Annotated in this window: 19 protein-coding genes; 6 read left to right on the top strand and 13 right to left on the bottom strand. The window is 64.3% G+C overall.

Annotated features, from left to right (window positions below; translation table 11 throughout):
- Positions 1-72: 72 nt before the first annotated feature.
- Entirely contained in the window at positions 73-768 is a 696-nt protein-coding gene (locus tag LB524_RS13990; protein ID WP_181166485.1) for an XRE family transcriptional regulator, read from the bottom strand.
- A 579-nt stretch (positions 769-1,347) separates the two neighbouring features.
- Between LB524_RS13990 and LB524_RS13985 the strand changes: the two genes are divergently transcribed.
- Positions 1,348-1,986, top strand: coding sequence for a GcrA family cell cycle regulator (locus tag LB524_RS13985; RefSeq protein ID WP_224527285.1), 639 nt, complete (start codon positions 1,348-1,350; stop codon positions 1,984-1,986).
- Positions 1,987-2,103: 117 nt separating this feature from the next.
- Here the strand turns inward: LB524_RS13985 and LB524_RS13980 are convergent, their stop codons facing one another.
- The gene (locus LB524_RS13980; protein WP_140663513.1) at positions 2,104-2,460 is read right to left on the bottom strand and encodes a DUF982 domain-containing protein; all 357 of its coding nucleotides are present in this window, start codon (positions 2,458-2,460) and stop codon (positions 2,104-2,106) included.
- Between the two features lie 39 nt (positions 2,461-2,499).
- On the bottom strand, positions 2,500-2,781 hold the full coding sequence (locus tag LB524_RS13975; protein WP_140617911.1) for a DUF982 domain-containing protein: 282 nt from the start codon (positions 2,779-2,781) through the stop codon (positions 2,500-2,502).
- 111 nt (positions 2,782-2,892) lie between these two features.
- On the opposite strand from LB524_RS13975, the gene LB524_RS13970 reads away from it, so the two are divergent.
- From LB524_RS13970 to LB524_RS13960, 3 genes are read left to right on the top strand one after another with little or no spacing between them, the layout of a single operon-like run.
- Positions 2,893-3,489: a YdaU family protein gene (locus LB524_RS13970; protein WP_263486588.1), complete on the top strand. Its 597-nt coding sequence runs from the start codon at positions 2,893-2,895 to the stop codon at positions 3,487-3,489.
- Entirely contained in the window at positions 3,410-3,781 is a 372-nt protein-coding gene (locus LB524_RS13965; protein ID WP_140876472.1) for a hypothetical protein, read from the top strand. Before LB524_RS13970 ends, LB524_RS13965 begins: the two co-directional genes overlap by 80 nt.
- Positions 3,782-3,819: 38 nt before the next feature.
- Positions 3,820-4,413, top strand: coding sequence for a DUF6456 domain-containing protein (locus LB524_RS13960; protein ID WP_224527282.1), 594 nt, complete (start codon positions 3,820-3,822; stop codon positions 4,411-4,413).
- 111 nt (positions 4,414-4,524) lie between these two features.
- Here LB524_RS13960 and LB524_RS13955 read toward each other — a convergent pair whose 3' ends face one another.
- From LB524_RS13955 to LB524_RS13940, 4 genes are all read right to left on the bottom strand, one after another.
- Positions 4,525-4,866 (bottom strand): hypothetical protein, encoded by a 342-nt coding sequence (locus tag LB524_RS13955; protein ID WP_318012225.1) that lies wholly within the window; start codon positions 4,864-4,866, stop codon positions 4,525-4,527.
- A 261-nt stretch (positions 4,867-5,127) separates the two neighbouring features.
- On the bottom strand, positions 5,128-7,155 hold the full coding sequence (locus tag LB524_RS13950; RefSeq protein ID WP_224527277.1) for an acyltransferase family protein: 2,028 nt from the start codon (positions 7,153-7,155) through the stop codon (positions 5,128-5,130).
- Positions 7,156-7,423: 268 nt separating this feature from the next.
- Positions 7,424-7,726: a hypothetical protein gene (locus LB524_RS13945; RefSeq protein ID WP_015316825.1), complete on the bottom strand. Its 303-nt coding sequence runs from the start codon at positions 7,724-7,726 to the stop codon at positions 7,424-7,426.
- Between the two features lie 507 nt (positions 7,727-8,233).
- Positions 8,234-8,818 (bottom strand): TetR/AcrR family transcriptional regulator, encoded by a 585-nt coding sequence (locus LB524_RS13940; RefSeq protein ID WP_140663505.1) that lies wholly within the window; start codon positions 8,816-8,818, stop codon positions 8,234-8,236.
- Between the two features lie 103 nt (positions 8,819-8,921).
- On the opposite strand from LB524_RS13940, the gene LB524_RS13935 reads away from it, so the two are divergent.
- A complete protein-coding gene (locus tag LB524_RS13935; RefSeq protein ID WP_015316827.1) occupies positions 8,922-9,737 on the top strand; it encodes an oxidoreductase in 816 nt (271 codons plus the stop codon).
- A gap of 27 nt (positions 9,738-9,764) precedes the next feature.
- Entirely contained in the window at positions 9,765-10,766 is a 1,002-nt protein-coding gene (locus LB524_RS13930) for an NADP-dependent oxidoreductase (RefSeq protein ID WP_224527509.1), read from the top strand.
- 43 nt (positions 10,767-10,809) lie between these two features.
- Here LB524_RS13930 and LB524_RS13925 read toward each other — a convergent pair whose 3' ends face one another.
- The 6 genes from LB524_RS13925 to LB524_RS13900 form a co-directional block, all read right to left on the bottom strand.
- Positions 10,810-11,493: a GntR family transcriptional regulator gene (locus tag LB524_RS13925; protein ID WP_224527275.1), complete on the bottom strand. Its 684-nt coding sequence runs from the start codon at positions 11,491-11,493 to the stop codon at positions 10,810-10,812.
- Positions 11,494-11,541: 48 nt separating this feature from the next.
- Positions 11,542-11,748 (bottom strand): hypothetical protein, encoded by a 207-nt coding sequence (locus LB524_RS13920; RefSeq protein ID WP_224527272.1) that lies wholly within the window; start codon positions 11,746-11,748, stop codon positions 11,542-11,544.
- Between the two features lie 190 nt (positions 11,749-11,938).
- Positions 11,939-12,322: a hypothetical protein gene (locus tag LB524_RS13915; protein WP_224527269.1), complete on the bottom strand. Its 384-nt coding sequence runs from the start codon at positions 12,320-12,322 to the stop codon at positions 11,939-11,941.
- 113 nt (positions 12,323-12,435) lie between these two features.
- On the bottom strand, positions 12,436-13,467 hold the full coding sequence (locus LB524_RS13910; RefSeq protein WP_224527266.1) for a hydroxyacid dehydrogenase: 1,032 nt from the start codon (positions 13,465-13,467) through the stop codon (positions 12,436-12,438).
- A 47-nt stretch (positions 13,468-13,514) separates the two neighbouring features.
- Entirely contained in the window at positions 13,515-13,823 is a 309-nt protein-coding gene (locus LB524_RS13905) for a hypothetical protein (protein ID WP_224527264.1), read from the bottom strand.
- Positions 13,820-14,026: a hypothetical protein gene (locus tag LB524_RS13900; protein WP_041163398.1), complete on the bottom strand. Its 207-nt coding sequence runs from the start codon at positions 14,024-14,026 to the stop codon at positions 13,820-13,822. The genes LB524_RS13905 and LB524_RS13900 overlap by 4 nt, the downstream gene beginning before the upstream one ends.
- Positions 14,027-14,032: the final 6 nt, after the last annotated feature.

Below are 14,032 nucleotides of genomic sequence, written 5' to 3'. Positions count from 1 at the left end.
GTCACGGTGTTGTCCCTGATGTTGAATGCTATCGTGGCTCGCGGGCGATAGCCCGCGGTACGCAGGCCCGGCCTAGTATCCCAGCAGTTCCTTCAGCGGAATCACCCGCCAGACGTGCTTGATGGCGTAGCGATTGAAGGTCAGCGTCTTGGGCGGATTGTACTGCTCGACCACCAGCTCACCCGCCGTGCGCCGGACCAGTTTCTTGATGAAGGCCTTGCCGTTCTTCTCGTTCTCGTCGGGAAAGGTCTCGATCACCACATGGTCGCCCGGCACCGCATCGCGGCCGCCGCAATAGATCATGTCGCCGGGTTCGTAGCGCGGCACCATGGAATCCGAGAGGACATGGAGCGCGAATACTCTCGGCAGGTTGCGGACCCCTGGCGGACGCTGCACGTATCCTGCCGGCTCGCCGTTGAAGGTGAAGTCGCCGTCGTCGCCGCCGACGGCGGCGCCCAGCACCGGAATGTCCATCGCTCCGGCCGGCAGCGGGCCGGCGTCGGTGACGATCTCGGCGTCCGCCACCGGGCCGGCATCGTCGAGGAAGACGACCTGCCCTTGGCCCAGCGCCACGGGGTCGACGCGCAGGAAGGCGGCGGTCTTCAGCAAGTTTTCGGTCTTGGGCAGGTTGCGCCCGGTTTCCCAGTTGCCGACGGCGGCGACATCGGTGTCGTTGTGCTCGGCGATGTGGCGCATGACCAGGCCACGCTGCTTGCGTGCCTGGCGGATCGCGGCCCCGACCCTGATCGACAGTTGCGTTTTCACCATGGCCTCATGTGACCGGCAAGTCCCGCTTTCGTCCATGAAAGAATGGCTTGCATCATTTTTTGAGTTATGCTTATATCAACTCATGCAAAAGCTCAACCCTCTCAGAGTCGACAGCACCTCCAGACCGGCCTTGCCGGCCTGCCCTCTCCCTTCCGCCCCGGCCGCCTCCTCCCCGGCCGGGGCGAAGCGCGAAGCCGATTGCCTTGGTGCATCGGCCTTGCGTCCGGTCCGCCCGTTCCCGGCGGCCGGAACGGCCGGAGCCGCCGCTCCCCGCGGCTCCGGCCCCCCATTCGACCCGGCCGCGGGTGTTGCCTGTCGCACGCAGAACGGCACCGTAGATCCTGTACGAGCCGATGACGGGCAGGGCTGGTTCGGCCCCCCGATAGAGACCTGGCGCGGGCGCGGCTTGCGCGCCTCGCCGCAGGTCGCCCGGCGAGGCTGAGAGCCGGCTCGTCCACAGCAATCCCAGCGGCCGACAGGCCGACCAGGCCCGACAGCGCCCATGACGGCCGCGGGCAAACCGACGCTTGCCTGACGGCGCCGTCCACGGCGGCCGCTGGCCGCGCAATGGAGACGGACATGGCAAGCTACAGTGACAGCGAATTGCAGGCGATTGCCGCCTGGCTCGGGGATGGGCTTTCGGCCTCCAGGATCGCGGCGGCGTTCAGCGCACAGCGCGGCAGCCCAGTATCGCGCAACGCCATTATCGGCATCGTCCATCGCAATGCCATGCTGGGCGCGATCGGCTTCGCCAATGGCAAGGGCCCGTCGGCAGCCGGCACGGCGATGGCCAAGGCGGCGAGCCGAGCCGCCAAGGCGGAACCTCCAACGAGCCGTGCCGGCGCCATCCCGCAGCCGGGGAGCACACCGGCCGTGCGGCCGAAGCAGGCCCCTTCGCCCGTCCGGCCACGGCTTTTCCAACGCGAGGCGGGCGTGCTGATCGCTGATGGGCAAACCTACCGCTTCAAGGTGCCGGCGTCGCCGCGCGGTCCTATCGGCCGGCAGCCGCATGGCGTGGCCATGCGCTTCATCGATTGCCTGTTCACCCGCTGCCGTGCTCCGCTCGACCCAGCGCCGGAGGAAGATGCTAAAAATGGTCAGCCCGGCGGACGGCCCGGCCAGGACATGCTGTGCTGCGGCATGCGCACCACGGCGTTGAAAAGCTACTGCGGCTACCATCAGGCGCGCTTTCACCGCCCTGTTTGCGAAGCCGGGTGAAGCTCGGTCCCTTCTCCCCGTTGAATGGAGGAAAAGGCGCTTCTCACGCCGCCGTCACCAGTTTCGATCGCCGCCAATACCGGGAGAATTACCGTGAACGCCTATCGCGCCGCACCGCTATTTCGGCATCTGGCGCCCTTGTTTGGGCGGCTGCACCGCCCGTCGCTCCAGCATCGTCGCCGGGCCGCCGCCGGCAACCAGAATGCCGGCAACCCGGGCAAAGCCGGTGAACACTTTCATCGCATCGGATTGCGAGATCTGCGCCGCGATGGCGGCGCTGCAGGCGTTGAGGGCGCTGCGATAGACGTGGCCCCGCCGCTCGATCGGCCAGCGCTGCAGGAAATCGGCAGCCTCGCTGACAGTCTCGATCTCCTCGACATGACCGTCCAGGGAGACTTTGAGCGGCACTCCGGTCTTCATCGTACCCACGGCATTCACCTTCGGTCCGGGCGCGGCTTTCGAGCCGACGCTCATAAACGCACCAGGCCTGCCGCCGGTTGCATCGCGGCCGTCTCAGGGGCTCGCCGCCGCGTCGAGCCACTCATGCGCGCGGCTTCTTGGCTTGGCCACCAATATGCCTTGTTGCCTGGCCGCCTCGCGGAAGGCCTCGAAGGCGGGGCGCGGACAGCAAGTGCCCTCGACCGCGAGCCGGACGAGCCGCGCCGCCTCGAGATAGCCCGGCGCGGTTTTGTCGGGCCATTGGTGACGAAGCGCTGTCGCCGCATCGGCCACCGAGCCGACCAGCATGGTCTTGTTGTCGCAGAAACGCAGGGTCACCGGCATGAAAGCCGTCATGGGCAATCCTCCCCTTGGGCATGGACGCGTCACAACGTCCGGACCGGCGGCGGGTTCCATTAGCGCGGCTGTAAGAACGAGGTGGTGCGCGGCATGAGCGAACGGCCCTTCATGCAGCTCTACGTCTCCGATTTCATCGGCGACACGCTGCAACTCTCGACCGAGCAGATCGGCGCCTACATGCTGCTGCTGATGGCGATGTGGAACGCCGGGGGAAGCCTGCCCGATGATGACGCGAGGCTGGCGCGCGTGGCGCGCCTGCCGTTGAAGCGATGGCGCGCGATCAGTGCCGAGCTGCTCGCCTTCTTCGAGCGCGAGGGCGACGAGATCGGACACAAGAGACTGACGAAGGAGCTGCGCAAGGCGCGGCTCAAGAGCGAGGCGAGAGCGGCCGCCGGCGCGCGCGGCGGAGCCGCCACCGCCTTGAAAACAAAGGCGCATACCCAAGCAAATGCCGATGTTTTGACGCGGCATTCTCCAGAGTCCAGAAACCAGATGGAAAAAGCTTCGGCTTTTTCAGCGCGCGAAGGGCGCGAAAGACCGGGCCGGCTCAAAAAGCCGCCGGGCTGGACCAGGCCGAAAACCCACGGGGACGCCGCCAACGCCATCATCGAGGAGATCCGCGGATATGACCACGGCCGAACTGCAGCAGGCAACGAAGGCGCTGGCGGCAATGTTCTCCTGCTTCCCGCAATCCGCCCTGACTGACGTCGAGATGCAACTGCGCGGCTACCTCGGCGCGATCAGGGATGCCGAACTGGGCGACCTGCAGGCCGCCATCCAGCGCTTCGTGCGCGGCGAGGTGAGGAGTTGCAACGCGCAGTTCTGCCCTTCGAGCGCGCAGCTCTGCATCGAAGTGCGCGAGCGGCGGGTGATGCGGGAGTTGCTGGCGCGGAGGGGCGCCGGCCTGGTTTCCTCGCCTGTGCGAAGCGGGGGAGAGGCGGCCCGGCGAAGCCGGGACGGAGAGGGGGACGCCGTCGGCCACGCCAGAGCCGACTGAGAATTGGCCACCACTCGAACACAACCAAGGAGCCACCCATGCCCAAAAAAACCAAGGCCGCCAGGCCGCAAGCGCCGAAACTGCCGAGAGGCGAGGCCGAGCAGGTGCGCATCCGTCGCGAGGTCGGCCATGATTTCGCGCTGAAGGACGATGCCTTCGGCCGCAAGCGGCTGACACCGGGCACGGCCGAGGCGCGGCGCGTCTACGAGGTGTCGAATGACGGCCACACTTCCACCGGCGGCATCGTGCGGGTGCGCAATGTCGACCCGCTGCTAGGCATCACCTCGCTGACCCGCCAACAGCGCGAGGCCGGCATGCGCTACCGCGAGCACTTCCGGTGCAGCCAGCAGGCCGATATCAAGCCGATGCGCTGGACGGAGCGCGTCGACGGCGGCCGCATCGGCGGCGGCATCGCCGACAGCGTGCTCAACGCCGGCCGCACGCACGCCGCCGCGACACGGGCGCTCGGGCATTGGGACGTGGCGGCAATCGTGCGGAAGGTCGTCTGCCTGGAACAGCCGGTGAAGACCGTGGCCGAACAGGATGGCGAAGGCCGCGACGTGGTGACAAGGCTGTTGAAGGTAGGGCTCGACCTGCTGGCCGTGCACTATGGGATGATGATGGGGCGTTAGGGTTAGTTCAACCCCGACGATGCGGGCGCGCCGGCAGATGCTGGTGTTTTACGCAAGCCGGACGGCAATATTGATCCGGCCGGCTAACGCCGGCCGGGCCAAATCCCAAGGTCAGTAGCCGCAGACCCGCACTCTCTCGATTACACGGTGGTGGTGGCGCCAATGCTTCACCAGCTCGGTGTGGCAGCGGCGATGGTACATGCCGTAATAGCGCGGCCGGTAGCCGTCGTCGTACACGCCATAACGATAGTGGTGACGGCGGTAATAGGCACCATCATCGGAGTAGCCACCGTAATAGTCGCTATCGTCGGAGTAGTGACGGTAATAGTCGCGATGTCTGGGAACGTAGTAGTCGTCATCATAGCCGTTCCCGATGCCGAGCGTGATGCTGGCGGCATTTGCCGGAGCGATCACCGCCATCGCCGAAGCGACCGCGATCACGGATGCAAGCAAGAGCTTTTTCATGACAACCTCCTTCTTAAGGTGTGCCTAATAAACGCTGCAGCCGCGGCCCTGTTCCCATAAATCGGTGAATCGACGGTTAGAGCTGGTGCCGTGGCGGCAAAGGACCTGTCGGGCGATGCCGCCCTGGCCATACCTGTCAGCATGGTGAGGGGCGTTTTGAACCTTGGCCGCCGCCGTCCATTTCCCCTGGATGCAACGGGGCCGAGTAAGCGGGCGCGCTTCCTTTTCCCACAAGGGGAAAGGAACCCTCTAAAACAGCGCCTTTTCCAGCGGTCCTGCCAATGTCTCAGCAAAGGCCGTCGCCAGATGATGCCTGTCGCGGAAGGCGAGCTTGCCGTCGATGAAGACGTGGCATTCGGTCGGGCCGCAGAAGCGGTCGGTGAGGTCGACATAGAGCGTGTCGGGGATGCTTTTCACCACCGCGCGCTCGGCGGCGGCCACGTCGTCATTGGCGGCCTCGGCCCTCGGCGTGTCGCACAGCGACGGCGCCTCGCGCCACCACAGCGCGCGGGCGACGCAGGCGTTCGCGAAGCTGTCGCCGATCGGCGTGTCGCGGATGACGGCGGCCTCGACGCCCGCCTGGCTGAAGGCCTCCAAGGTGGAGCGCAGGCCAGCCTGCCAGCGAGCTATCTCGGCCTTGCGGCTGGCGGCGGACATGTCGCGTGTCAGATTGCCGATCGAGAACTCCGAGATCACCACCAGGCGCGGCTTGCTGCGGATAATGTCTGAAATCGCCTGTTCGCGCCAGGCGTCGCATTCGGTGTAGTCGCGCTTGAGCACGGCGTTGAAGGTCGACAGGCGTGAAGCGCGGCACGAGGATTTGAGGTAGGTGATCACTTTGGTGTCGTTGCGTTTTGCTGCCTCGACCAGCGGCGTCGACCAGTGGTCGGCATGCGAATCGCCGAACAGCACGATGGTGTGGGCGGCGTCGGCCGGCCCGAAGGTGCAAGGTTTCGGCTCCACCGTGTGAAAATCGAGCAGGCAGTCCTTGTCGACGGCGCGCGCGATGGACGGCTGTTCGGCGGCCTCTTCGATGCCGCGCTGGGTGGGGTCGATGTTGCGCGTGGCCAGATGCGCGTTGGCGTAGGCCGCAGCCACGCCGGCGGCGGTCAGCACGAGGGCCGGGGCGAGGGCAAGCCCGGGGAAAAGCCGAAGCGGTCCTGCGGCCGGGCTGGCGTCGAAGCGAAAGGCTCTGGCTGTCGCCGCCAGCCAGTCGCCGCGCCGCGCGGGGTTTTCGATCAGCCGGTAGGTGGCCGCCGACAGCGCCAGCGCCAGCACGGCGCAGCCGATGCGCTGCGCCACGCCGAGGTCGGGCTGCAGCATGGTGGCATAGACGATGACGGGCCAATGCCAGAGATAGAGCGAATAGGAGAGCGTGCCGACCCACTGCAAGGGCGGCAGCGAGAGCATGGCGGCGGGCGCCAAGGCCCGCCAGCGAGTCCTGGCCGGGGCATCGCCCTGCTCGCCGGCGCCGTTCAACAGCACCAGCACGGAGCCGGCAACTGGCAGCAGCGCGTACCAGCCGGGGAAGGGCAGGTCTTCGCTCAAACAGAGATAGGCGACGGCGATTAGCGCCAAGCCCAACCATCCCTGTGCCGCCCGCAGCCAGGATTGATGCCGCCACAAGATTGGCGCGGCAAAGGTCGCCAGGCCGCCGGCGGCGAATTCCCAGGCCCGCAGCGGCGAGAAATAGAAAGCCCAGGCCGGCGAGAGACTGGTGAGCCAGAGGCACGCCGCGAAGGAGGCGAGGCCGACGGTACCGATCACGACCACCGTCATCCGCCGGCCCCGATGCAGCCAGGCGGCGAAGACAAGCAGTGCCGGCCAGACGAGATAGAACTGCTCCTCCACCGACAGCGACCAGAAGTGGATGAAGGGGTTGCTCAAGGCATCGGCGGCGAAATAGTCGAACGACCAGCGCAGCAGCCACAGATTGATGGTATAGGCCGCGGCATACATGGCGCCGCGCGAATAGAGCGCCTGTTCCTGCGGCGCCATGATGAAGGTGCCGATGGCGAGCGTGATCAGGATGACGAAGATGGCGGCCGGCAGAAGGCGCCGTGCGCGCCTGGCATAGAAGCGCCAGAGGTCGAGCCGGCCGGTCTCGGTGATCTCCTGCATCAGATGCGTGGTGATCAGCCAGCCGGAAATGACAAAGAAGATGTCGACCCCGGCAAAGCCGCCAGGCAGCGCCGTGAGGCCAAAATGGTAGGCGACGACGCCGCCAACCGCCAGCGCGCGCAAGCCCTGTATGTCAGGCCGAAACGATGCCGCCACGACAGCTCCTTCGTTTGCGCCCAGCCGTCACCTGTCCGGCCGGGTAGCCGATATTGCAATGCAGCATATATTTCGCAGTGCAACATGGCCAGAGCAAGGACGCTGTTTTTTCCTCTTCTTGAAAAAAGCGGGAAATGTGTTGATCGAGGCAAAAACTCGTGGGGTCAGGCACTTGGAGTGGGGGCCGAATGAGTAGCGGCAGGGCAAAGCACGGCGGTCACGAAAACAGCCCCGCGAACGGGGCTGTTTTCACGGCTGCGGCGCGTTATCAACTGCCGCCGTTCAATTTCACGCTGCTGCAGAACTCCGGATGCGTGTTGGTCGGGTTGGCGTTCTTGGCCTCGTCGGCGCAGGCGGTCTTCATGGCGGTCTGGTCCTCGGGCGTGAGGGCCTTCCAGGCTTTGACGAAGTCATCATTGCCGACCATCTTCTTCATGCCTGAGTCCGTGTAGAACGGCTTCATCTTGGCAGGATCGTCGAGAGCGGATGTTCCCGTGCTGCCTCCCGCGAGAGCCGAACCGGTGGCCATCGAAAGCGCCATCGCGCCAAGACAGATCATCTTGATGTTCATGACTGGATCCTTCCCTGTTGCTTTGTGATCGTCGAAGCAACGATCAAGGTTATAACGAAACAGGTTGCCCGAAAGTTCCGGTTTATCAGACCAAGATTCCCTAATTCCACCAAAATGTGTTCTGTCTAACCTTCCAAATATTTGCAATATTTGGAACGCGAGCCACGGCTCCAGGCGACTGCTTGGTTTTGAGCAATCTTCCCCGCTGCTGCTCATCGCCGTTGACGCTGGACGACCAGGCTTCAGGTCGTCTGGACAACTTCGCGGCTCGCGGATGGTTCCGGGTTCCGGCAGGACGGCCTTGTCGCCGCACAAAAAAGGCCTCGCGGGCGCAGCCAGCGAGGCATTGATTGGAGGGACTTGTCATCGCCTCAGGAAGCGATTGCGCAGCAACGAGGCCGGCTTGCGGAAAGTTTCAGCGCCCAGCGACCGTCAAGCGCCTCTGCTACGAAACCCAGCTTGCCGGCACCTTGCAGACTTCGTCTGAGCCTACAACTTCGCTCGAACCTAGGAGGAAGCCTCGCTATCCCGCTGGATCAGCGTGCGCGCCGCGTCTGCCCCTGCCGCCAGGATGCGTTCCGAGAGTTCCGTTCCGTCCACGGCGCGGGCCATCTGAAGGGCGCCGATAAGGGTCGCAAAGATGCCCAGCGCAACGCTTTCCCGATTCCGGGTCCGCGGCGGCAGTTCCGCCGCCACCTGGCGCACCTGGGTCAGCAAGCGCTCGGTATAGAGTTGACGTGTTTCGGAAGGCTCGCGTGCGATCTCCGGCAGCAATGCGGCGGACGCGCAGCCCTGTCCCGGATTGTCCCGGTGTGCCGTCGACAGATAAGCGTCGATGGCCATATCCAGGCCGCCGGCAGCCAAAGCTTCGCGGATCTGGTCCGACTGATCCTCCAAGGCCGCTGCCACGGTTTCACGGACAAGCGCCGCCTTGGATTGAAAGTGCGGATAGAAGGCCCCGTTGGTCAGGCCGGCGTCTTTCATGATGGTTGCGAGCCCGGACGCGGCGATACCGTCACCGCGAAAACGGTTGGCGGCAACCTCCATGATCCGGCTGCGCGAGGCGTCCTTCCGGCCTTTTTCATAGCGCATGGCTGCGATTCCTTTCTTCTATTGCATTATGAGTGTAATGTGATATTACGAGCATAATTCTAACGAGGCGAAAAAGCTAGCCCTCATGATTTTGGAGCACCAAATGAACAGGAATTCGGGAAAGACCGCGCTCGTCACGGGAGCCTCCTCGGGCATCGGCCGCGCCAGCGCGGAAGCGCTGGCGCGAGCGGGATTTACCGTGTTCGGTACAAGCCGCCGCAAGCTCGGCGACAGCCCGAACGGAGTAACCATGCTGGTTTGCGATGTGACCGACGACAAGGCCATCGATGCACTCGTTTCAACCATACACGCGCAGACCGGCCGCATCGATCTGCTGGTCAACAATGCCGGCGTCGGCATGTTTGGAGGAGCCGAAGAATCCTCGATCTCGCAGGTGCAGGCGCTGTTCGACGTCAATCTGTTCGGCGTCATGCGCGTGACCAATGCGGTGTTGCCGTCGATGCGGCGGCAGGGCGTAGGACGCATCATAAATATCGGCTCGATCCTGGGATTGGTACCCGCGCCATATTCGGCGCATTACTCCGCGGTCAAGCACGCGCTCGAAGGTTATTCGGAATCGCTCGATCATGAGATTCGTGCTTTCAATATTCGCGTCTCGGTCATCGAGCCGGCATTCGTGCGCACCGTCTTCGACCAGAATGGAATAGAACCGGATTCCGTGCTGAAGGAATACGATCGGGCGCGAGCCGGCTTCAAGGCGTTGCTTGCCGATGTGATGCCCAAAGCCGATCGGCCGGAAGTGGTGGCGGATGTGGTCGTCAAAGCGGCGACCGCCAGCCAGCCGCGCCGGCGCTACACCGCGGGCAAGGCGGCCCGGCAGGTCAGCCTGCTGCGTCGCTTCGCGCCCGCCGGGATGTTCGACAAGACCTTGCGCAAGCAGTTCCGCTTGCCTGCCTGAGCAAACGATTTTCAGAAAGTGACCATGATGAAAGCCTTTGTCGTCGACAAATATCAGAAGAAGGGCGCCCTGCGGCTGGCCGAAATGCCAGAGCCGGATCCGCGGGACGATGATGTCCTGGTCGAGATCCATGCCGCCGCCGTGAACCTCCTGGATGCCAAGGTCCGGGACGGAGAGTTCAAACCCATCCTGCCCTATCGCCCGCCCTTCATTCTGGGCCACGACGTGGCAGGGATCGTCGTGCGGGTCGGATCGAAAGTCCGCGGCTTCAAGCCAGGCGACGAAGTCTATGCCCGGCCGCGCGATGGCCGGATCGGGACATTCGCGCAATCCATAGCCATGAACGAAGCCGACGTGGCCCTGAAGCCAAAAAACCTCAGCATGGAAGAGGCCGCCTCGATCCCGCTCGTCGGCCTGACTGCCTGGCAGGTGCTGGTCGAGAAAGCCAAACTGAGGAAGGGGCAGAAAGTCTTCATTCAGGCCGGTTCCGGCGGGGTGGGGACCTTCGCCATCCAGCTGGCGAAGCATCTCGGCGCGACGGTCGCGACAACAGCGAGCGCGGCGAGCACCGATCTGGTCAAAAGTCTCGGCGCCGATATCGTCGTCGATTACAAGAAGGATGATTTCGAAAACGTCCTGCAGGGCTACGACGTTGTCCTGAACAGCCAGGACGCCAAGACGCTCGAAAAATCGCTGCGCGTTCTGAAGCCGAGCGGCAAGCTGATCTCCATCTCCGGTCCCCCGGATTCCGATTTTGCCAGGAAACAAGGCCTCAATATCGTCCTGAGGCTGATCGTGGGCCTGCTGAGCCGTGGCATACGCCGCAAGGCAAAACGCGCCGGTGTCGACTATTCGTTCCTGTTCATGTGGGCGCAGGGCGACCAGCTGGGCAAGATCACGTCGCTCATCGAATCCGGCGCCGTACGCCCCGTCGTCGATCGGGTCTTCCCATTCGAACAGACCAACGAAGCATTGACCTATGTCGGGACCGGACGGGCAAAAGGCAAGGTCGTCATCAAGGTCAGATAGAATGGCGCGGCAGCGCGTCACCTGTCCCCGGCGCTGCCCATCATCATCCTTGGCCGGCGTCGCGGCCCACCGGTCTCATCTCGACCTCCCTGAGATAAAACGCCTTGCTCGGCTGCAGGTGGTCGACGCAGAGCTGCGCCAGCACCCAATTGTCGCTGCGTTTCAGCGCCTCGATCATCATCAGATGATGCTGGCGCGAGATTTCGAGCTTGTCCCGGTCGGCCAGCGAATTCGCCCGCACCGGCAGGCTGAGGCGCATATAGTGCTCGATCGAGGACACGAGATAGGCGTTGCCGCAGGCCGAGAACATGGTGAGGTGGAAGCGGTCGTTGGCCTCATGGATGCCTCTGAGGTAGCCGGCGTCGACATGGGTGCTGTAGACGCGGTGGATCTCGATCAGCTCGGCGATCAGCGCCTCGCTCGCCGGCAGCCGGATCATCAGCGCGGCCTGGCGCTGCAGCATCTCGCGCACCTCGTAGATCTGGCGCACTTCCTCGGGGGCGAGCCGGCGCACCGTGGCGCCCTTGTTGCGCTCGCGCGTGGCGACGCCAAGCCTTTCCAGCTGGTAAAGGGCCTGGCGGATGGTGTGGCGCGAGACCGGGAAGCGGGCCAGCAGCACGTCCTCGACCAGCCGCGTGCCGGGCGCCAGCCGGCCAAAGATGATGTCTTCCTCCAGCGCATGGACGATATCGGCTTCCTTGCCGCCATAGTCGACCGTGTTGAGCATCGCGATCCTCTTGCTGGCCCGGCCAAATCGTCATTGGCCCCGACCACTCTAGCGTTCGCGCGCGAGGCTGGCCACAAGCTGGTCGAGGCGCGTGTCATCGAGGCTGACGACGCCGCACATCCGCATCGCGTGGCGCAAGCTGATCCTGCCGACTTGCTGGCGCATGATGACCGGCAGGCAGGCCGGCCCCGCTCCGGTCACGAAGGCCTGGCCGACCAGGACCGGTTCGGAGAAGAGCGCCCACTGCACGGCCACGAATGGGACCTTCGGCCAATATCGCTGCTGGACATGGAAAGGCCCGCCACCGACGCGACTCGTGACGGGCCTTCCGAGTACGCCGGGCTTCCCACCGCCCGGCCATTTGCAAAACCAGCCGGCGGCGCGATCGTTCCATCAGGAAGCGCGGGCATCTCTGGGAGACGGGCTCACGGGCCTTTGCGGGTCACTATTTGTGAATGAGCCATTCTATCAAGCCGGTTTCGACCAGATCGCAGCCGGTAAACTCGTGAACCAGGCTTTTGGCCAAGTCGCGCCATTGACACTCGGGCACGTTCGCTTGCGAGACCAGATCTCGAAACACAGCGCGCAGAATGTCGGCATCGAACGCTGAGACGGCAACGGGAACCGGGTCTGTAGCTTCCCAGGCTTGACCGTTGTCATCGCGTTGGCGTTGGCGAAGCTGTTTCAGAAGCTCGCGCGATTGCGCGATCGCGCGCCTGGAATGGTCCATTTCGCGGCGAAAGGCGATGTTTCCAGCAATGGAACGATGTCGTAGCAGGAAGCTGGCTTCGATAGCTGCCCGCGCCACGTCTATATGGCTTCCAACCATCGCTACCTCCCTGAGGTTGTTTTTTACGCCTCCGAAGGTGCATCTCAAAGGGGATTCAGCGTACGGTTTGGTACAAAACCCGCCTATGCGGTTGAGCACACCCGCGCGGTTGCTCAATTCCTGTCGGACGGCTTCGAACGCATCCTCGACACCGTCTCGCGCTCGGCGCGTTTGGAGCGCAGCGGCGGCAGGCCACGGTCGATCAGGTCCATGTCCTCCAGCACCATGTCGCCCATGCGTTTGAAGGCGATGTCGAGGGCGCCGGCGCGATGGGCGGAGCGCAGGAAGCCGGGCAGCGCGCGCACGGGATGGTCGACTGCCAGCGGCTCCTCGGGAAAGACATCGCTGGCGGCAAGGATGTGGCCGCTCTTCACAGCCGCCATCAAGGCGGGGAAATCGACCACGCCGGCACGGCTGAGCAGGATGAAGGCGGCTCCCTTGCGCATCCTGCCAAAAGCATCGGCGCCCAGAAACCCCTGGTTCTCGGAGGTTACTGAGGCGACGACGAAGACGAAGTCGCTTGATGACAGCACCTCGTCCAGCGAGGCCGGCTCGACGCCGTTTTCCCTCAGGATCGACGGCGGCAGCCAGGGGTCGAACACCTTCGTGTGGGTGCGGAAGCCCGACAGCAGGCGGTTGAGGGCGCGGCCGAGATCGCCAAAGCCGATGATGCCGACATCGGCTCCTGAAAGCAGCCGCGCCGTCTGGTTGCCGTCGCCGCCCCACAGTTCCTCGCCTTTGCGGAAAGCAAGATCGGCATCGACGATGCCGCGGGCAAGGTTGAGCGCCATGGCCAGGCCGAGCTCGGCTACCGGCTCGGCGAAGACCAGGCCCGTCGTGACGACATGGATGCCGCGTGCGAACAGTGTTTCGTAGGGCATGTTGTCGAGGAGGTTGCTCTCGACGTTGAAGACGCAGCGCAGCGCCTTCATCGCTTCAAGCGTCCGCGGCGAGATTGGCGGCTGGCCGACGATGTAGCGGGCCTCGGCCAGCACCTGGGCCGGCAGCCGCGCCACGCCGTCGGGCGTCGTCTCGACGATGCGATAATGCGCCTTGAGGCGCGCCAGCTGCGGCGGCGTGAAGATCAGTTCGAGCGTGCGCGGCTCGGGCGCGCTGATCACCAGTGGCAAGGCGGTGTCTGACATTGGCAAGGTCCTCCCAAGCGGCTTGTGGCGCTTTCTCGATCCTAAATCTATCCCGTGCCGGCGGATTTGAAAGCACGGTAGACCAATTCACCCGGCGCAGGCGTTCGAACAATCACCACGGCCGTGCTGGTACGATTGACATTGGCGGCGAAGCCGGTCTTCTCTACGGTTTCCAACAAGGGGAGATGGCTGGTGAAGAAATACGAGAAGCCAACCTGGCAGAAGCGCGAACGGCTTTCGGCCGTCACTGCTCTCGCTGGACCTTCAGGGTTGCCGACCTGAACGCATTCGCCTGCTGAAACAAAGGCGCGATCGCCGATCGCGCCTTTTGCCTTTGCGAACGAGCAGGCCGTCACCCACGCCGCTTCGGCGGTGCGGGCTTCTGTCGCTCGCCGCTTGGCTCGGCGGACAGCCGCTGCTTGCGAAGGCGCTCGGTCTTTGCGTCGCGGGCCTGCCGTTCGGCGTCCAGGATGAGCCGCGACTCGCGATCGGCTCTCTCAAGCTTATGCTTGTCGACCAATCGGGCCACTTTGTCCTCCGGCAGCGTGTCGCATTCCATGAAACC

It is taken from the genome of Mesorhizobium sp. ESP6-5, assembly GCF_020164695.1.
GTDB classification, from domain to species: domain Bacteria; phylum Pseudomonadota; class Alphaproteobacteria; order Rhizobiales; family Rhizobiaceae; genus Mesorhizobium; species Mesorhizobium australicum.
This window is presented reverse-complemented; position numbering and strand designations above follow the sequence as displayed.

Coding starts and splice junctions, on each gene's coding strand:
- LB524_RS13910 (WP_224527266.1), bottom strand. CDS start 13,467: ATGTCAGACACCGCCTTGCCACTGGTGATCAGCGCGCCCGAGCCGCGC.
- LB524_RS13925 (WP_224527275.1), bottom strand. CDS start 11,493: ATGCTCAACACGGTCGACTATGGCGGCAAGGAAGCCGATATCGTCCAT.
- LB524_RS13930 (WP_224527509.1), top strand. CDS start 9,765: ATGAAAGCCTTTGTCGTCGACAAATATCAGAAGAAGGGCGCCCTGCGG.
- LB524_RS13975 (WP_140617911.1), bottom strand. CDS start 2,781: ATGACGGCTTTCATGCCGGTGACCCTGCGTTTCTGCGACAACAAGACC.
- LB524_RS13900 (WP_041163398.1), bottom strand. CDS start 14,026: ATGGAATGCGACACGCTGCCGGAGGACAAAGTGGCCCGATTGGTCGAC.
- LB524_RS13965 (WP_140876472.1), top strand. CDS start 3,410: ATGACCACGGCCGAACTGCAGCAGGCAACGAAGGCGCTGGCGGCAATG.
- LB524_RS13990 (WP_181166485.1), bottom strand. CDS start 768: ATGGTGAAAACGCAACTGTCGATCAGGGTCGGGGCCGCGATCCGCCAG.
- LB524_RS13935 (WP_015316827.1), top strand. CDS start 8,922: ATGAACAGGAATTCGGGAAAGACCGCGCTCGTCACGGGAGCCTCCTCG.
- LB524_RS13970 (WP_263486588.1), top strand. CDS start 2,893: ATGCAGCTCTACGTCTCCGATTTCATCGGCGACACGCTGCAACTCTCG.
- LB524_RS13980 (WP_140663513.1), bottom strand. CDS start 2,460: ATGAGCGTCGGCTCGAAAGCCGCGCCCGGACCGAAGGTGAATGCCGTG.
- LB524_RS13945 (WP_015316825.1), bottom strand. CDS start 7,726: ATGAACATCAAGATGATCTGTCTTGGCGCGATGGCGCTTTCGATGGCC.
- LB524_RS13940 (WP_140663505.1), bottom strand. CDS start 8,818: ATGCGCTATGAAAAAGGCCGGAAGGACGCCTCGCGCAGCCGGATCATG.
- LB524_RS13985 (WP_224527285.1), top strand. CDS start 1,348: ATGGCAAGCTACAGTGACAGCGAATTGCAGGCGATTGCCGCCTGGCTC.
- LB524_RS13960 (WP_224527282.1), top strand. CDS start 3,820: ATGCCCAAAAAAACCAAGGCCGCCAGGCCGCAAGCGCCGAAACTGCCG.
- LB524_RS13915 (WP_224527269.1), bottom strand. CDS start 12,322: ATGGTTGGAAGCCATATAGACGTGGCGCGGGCAGCTATCGAAGCCAGC.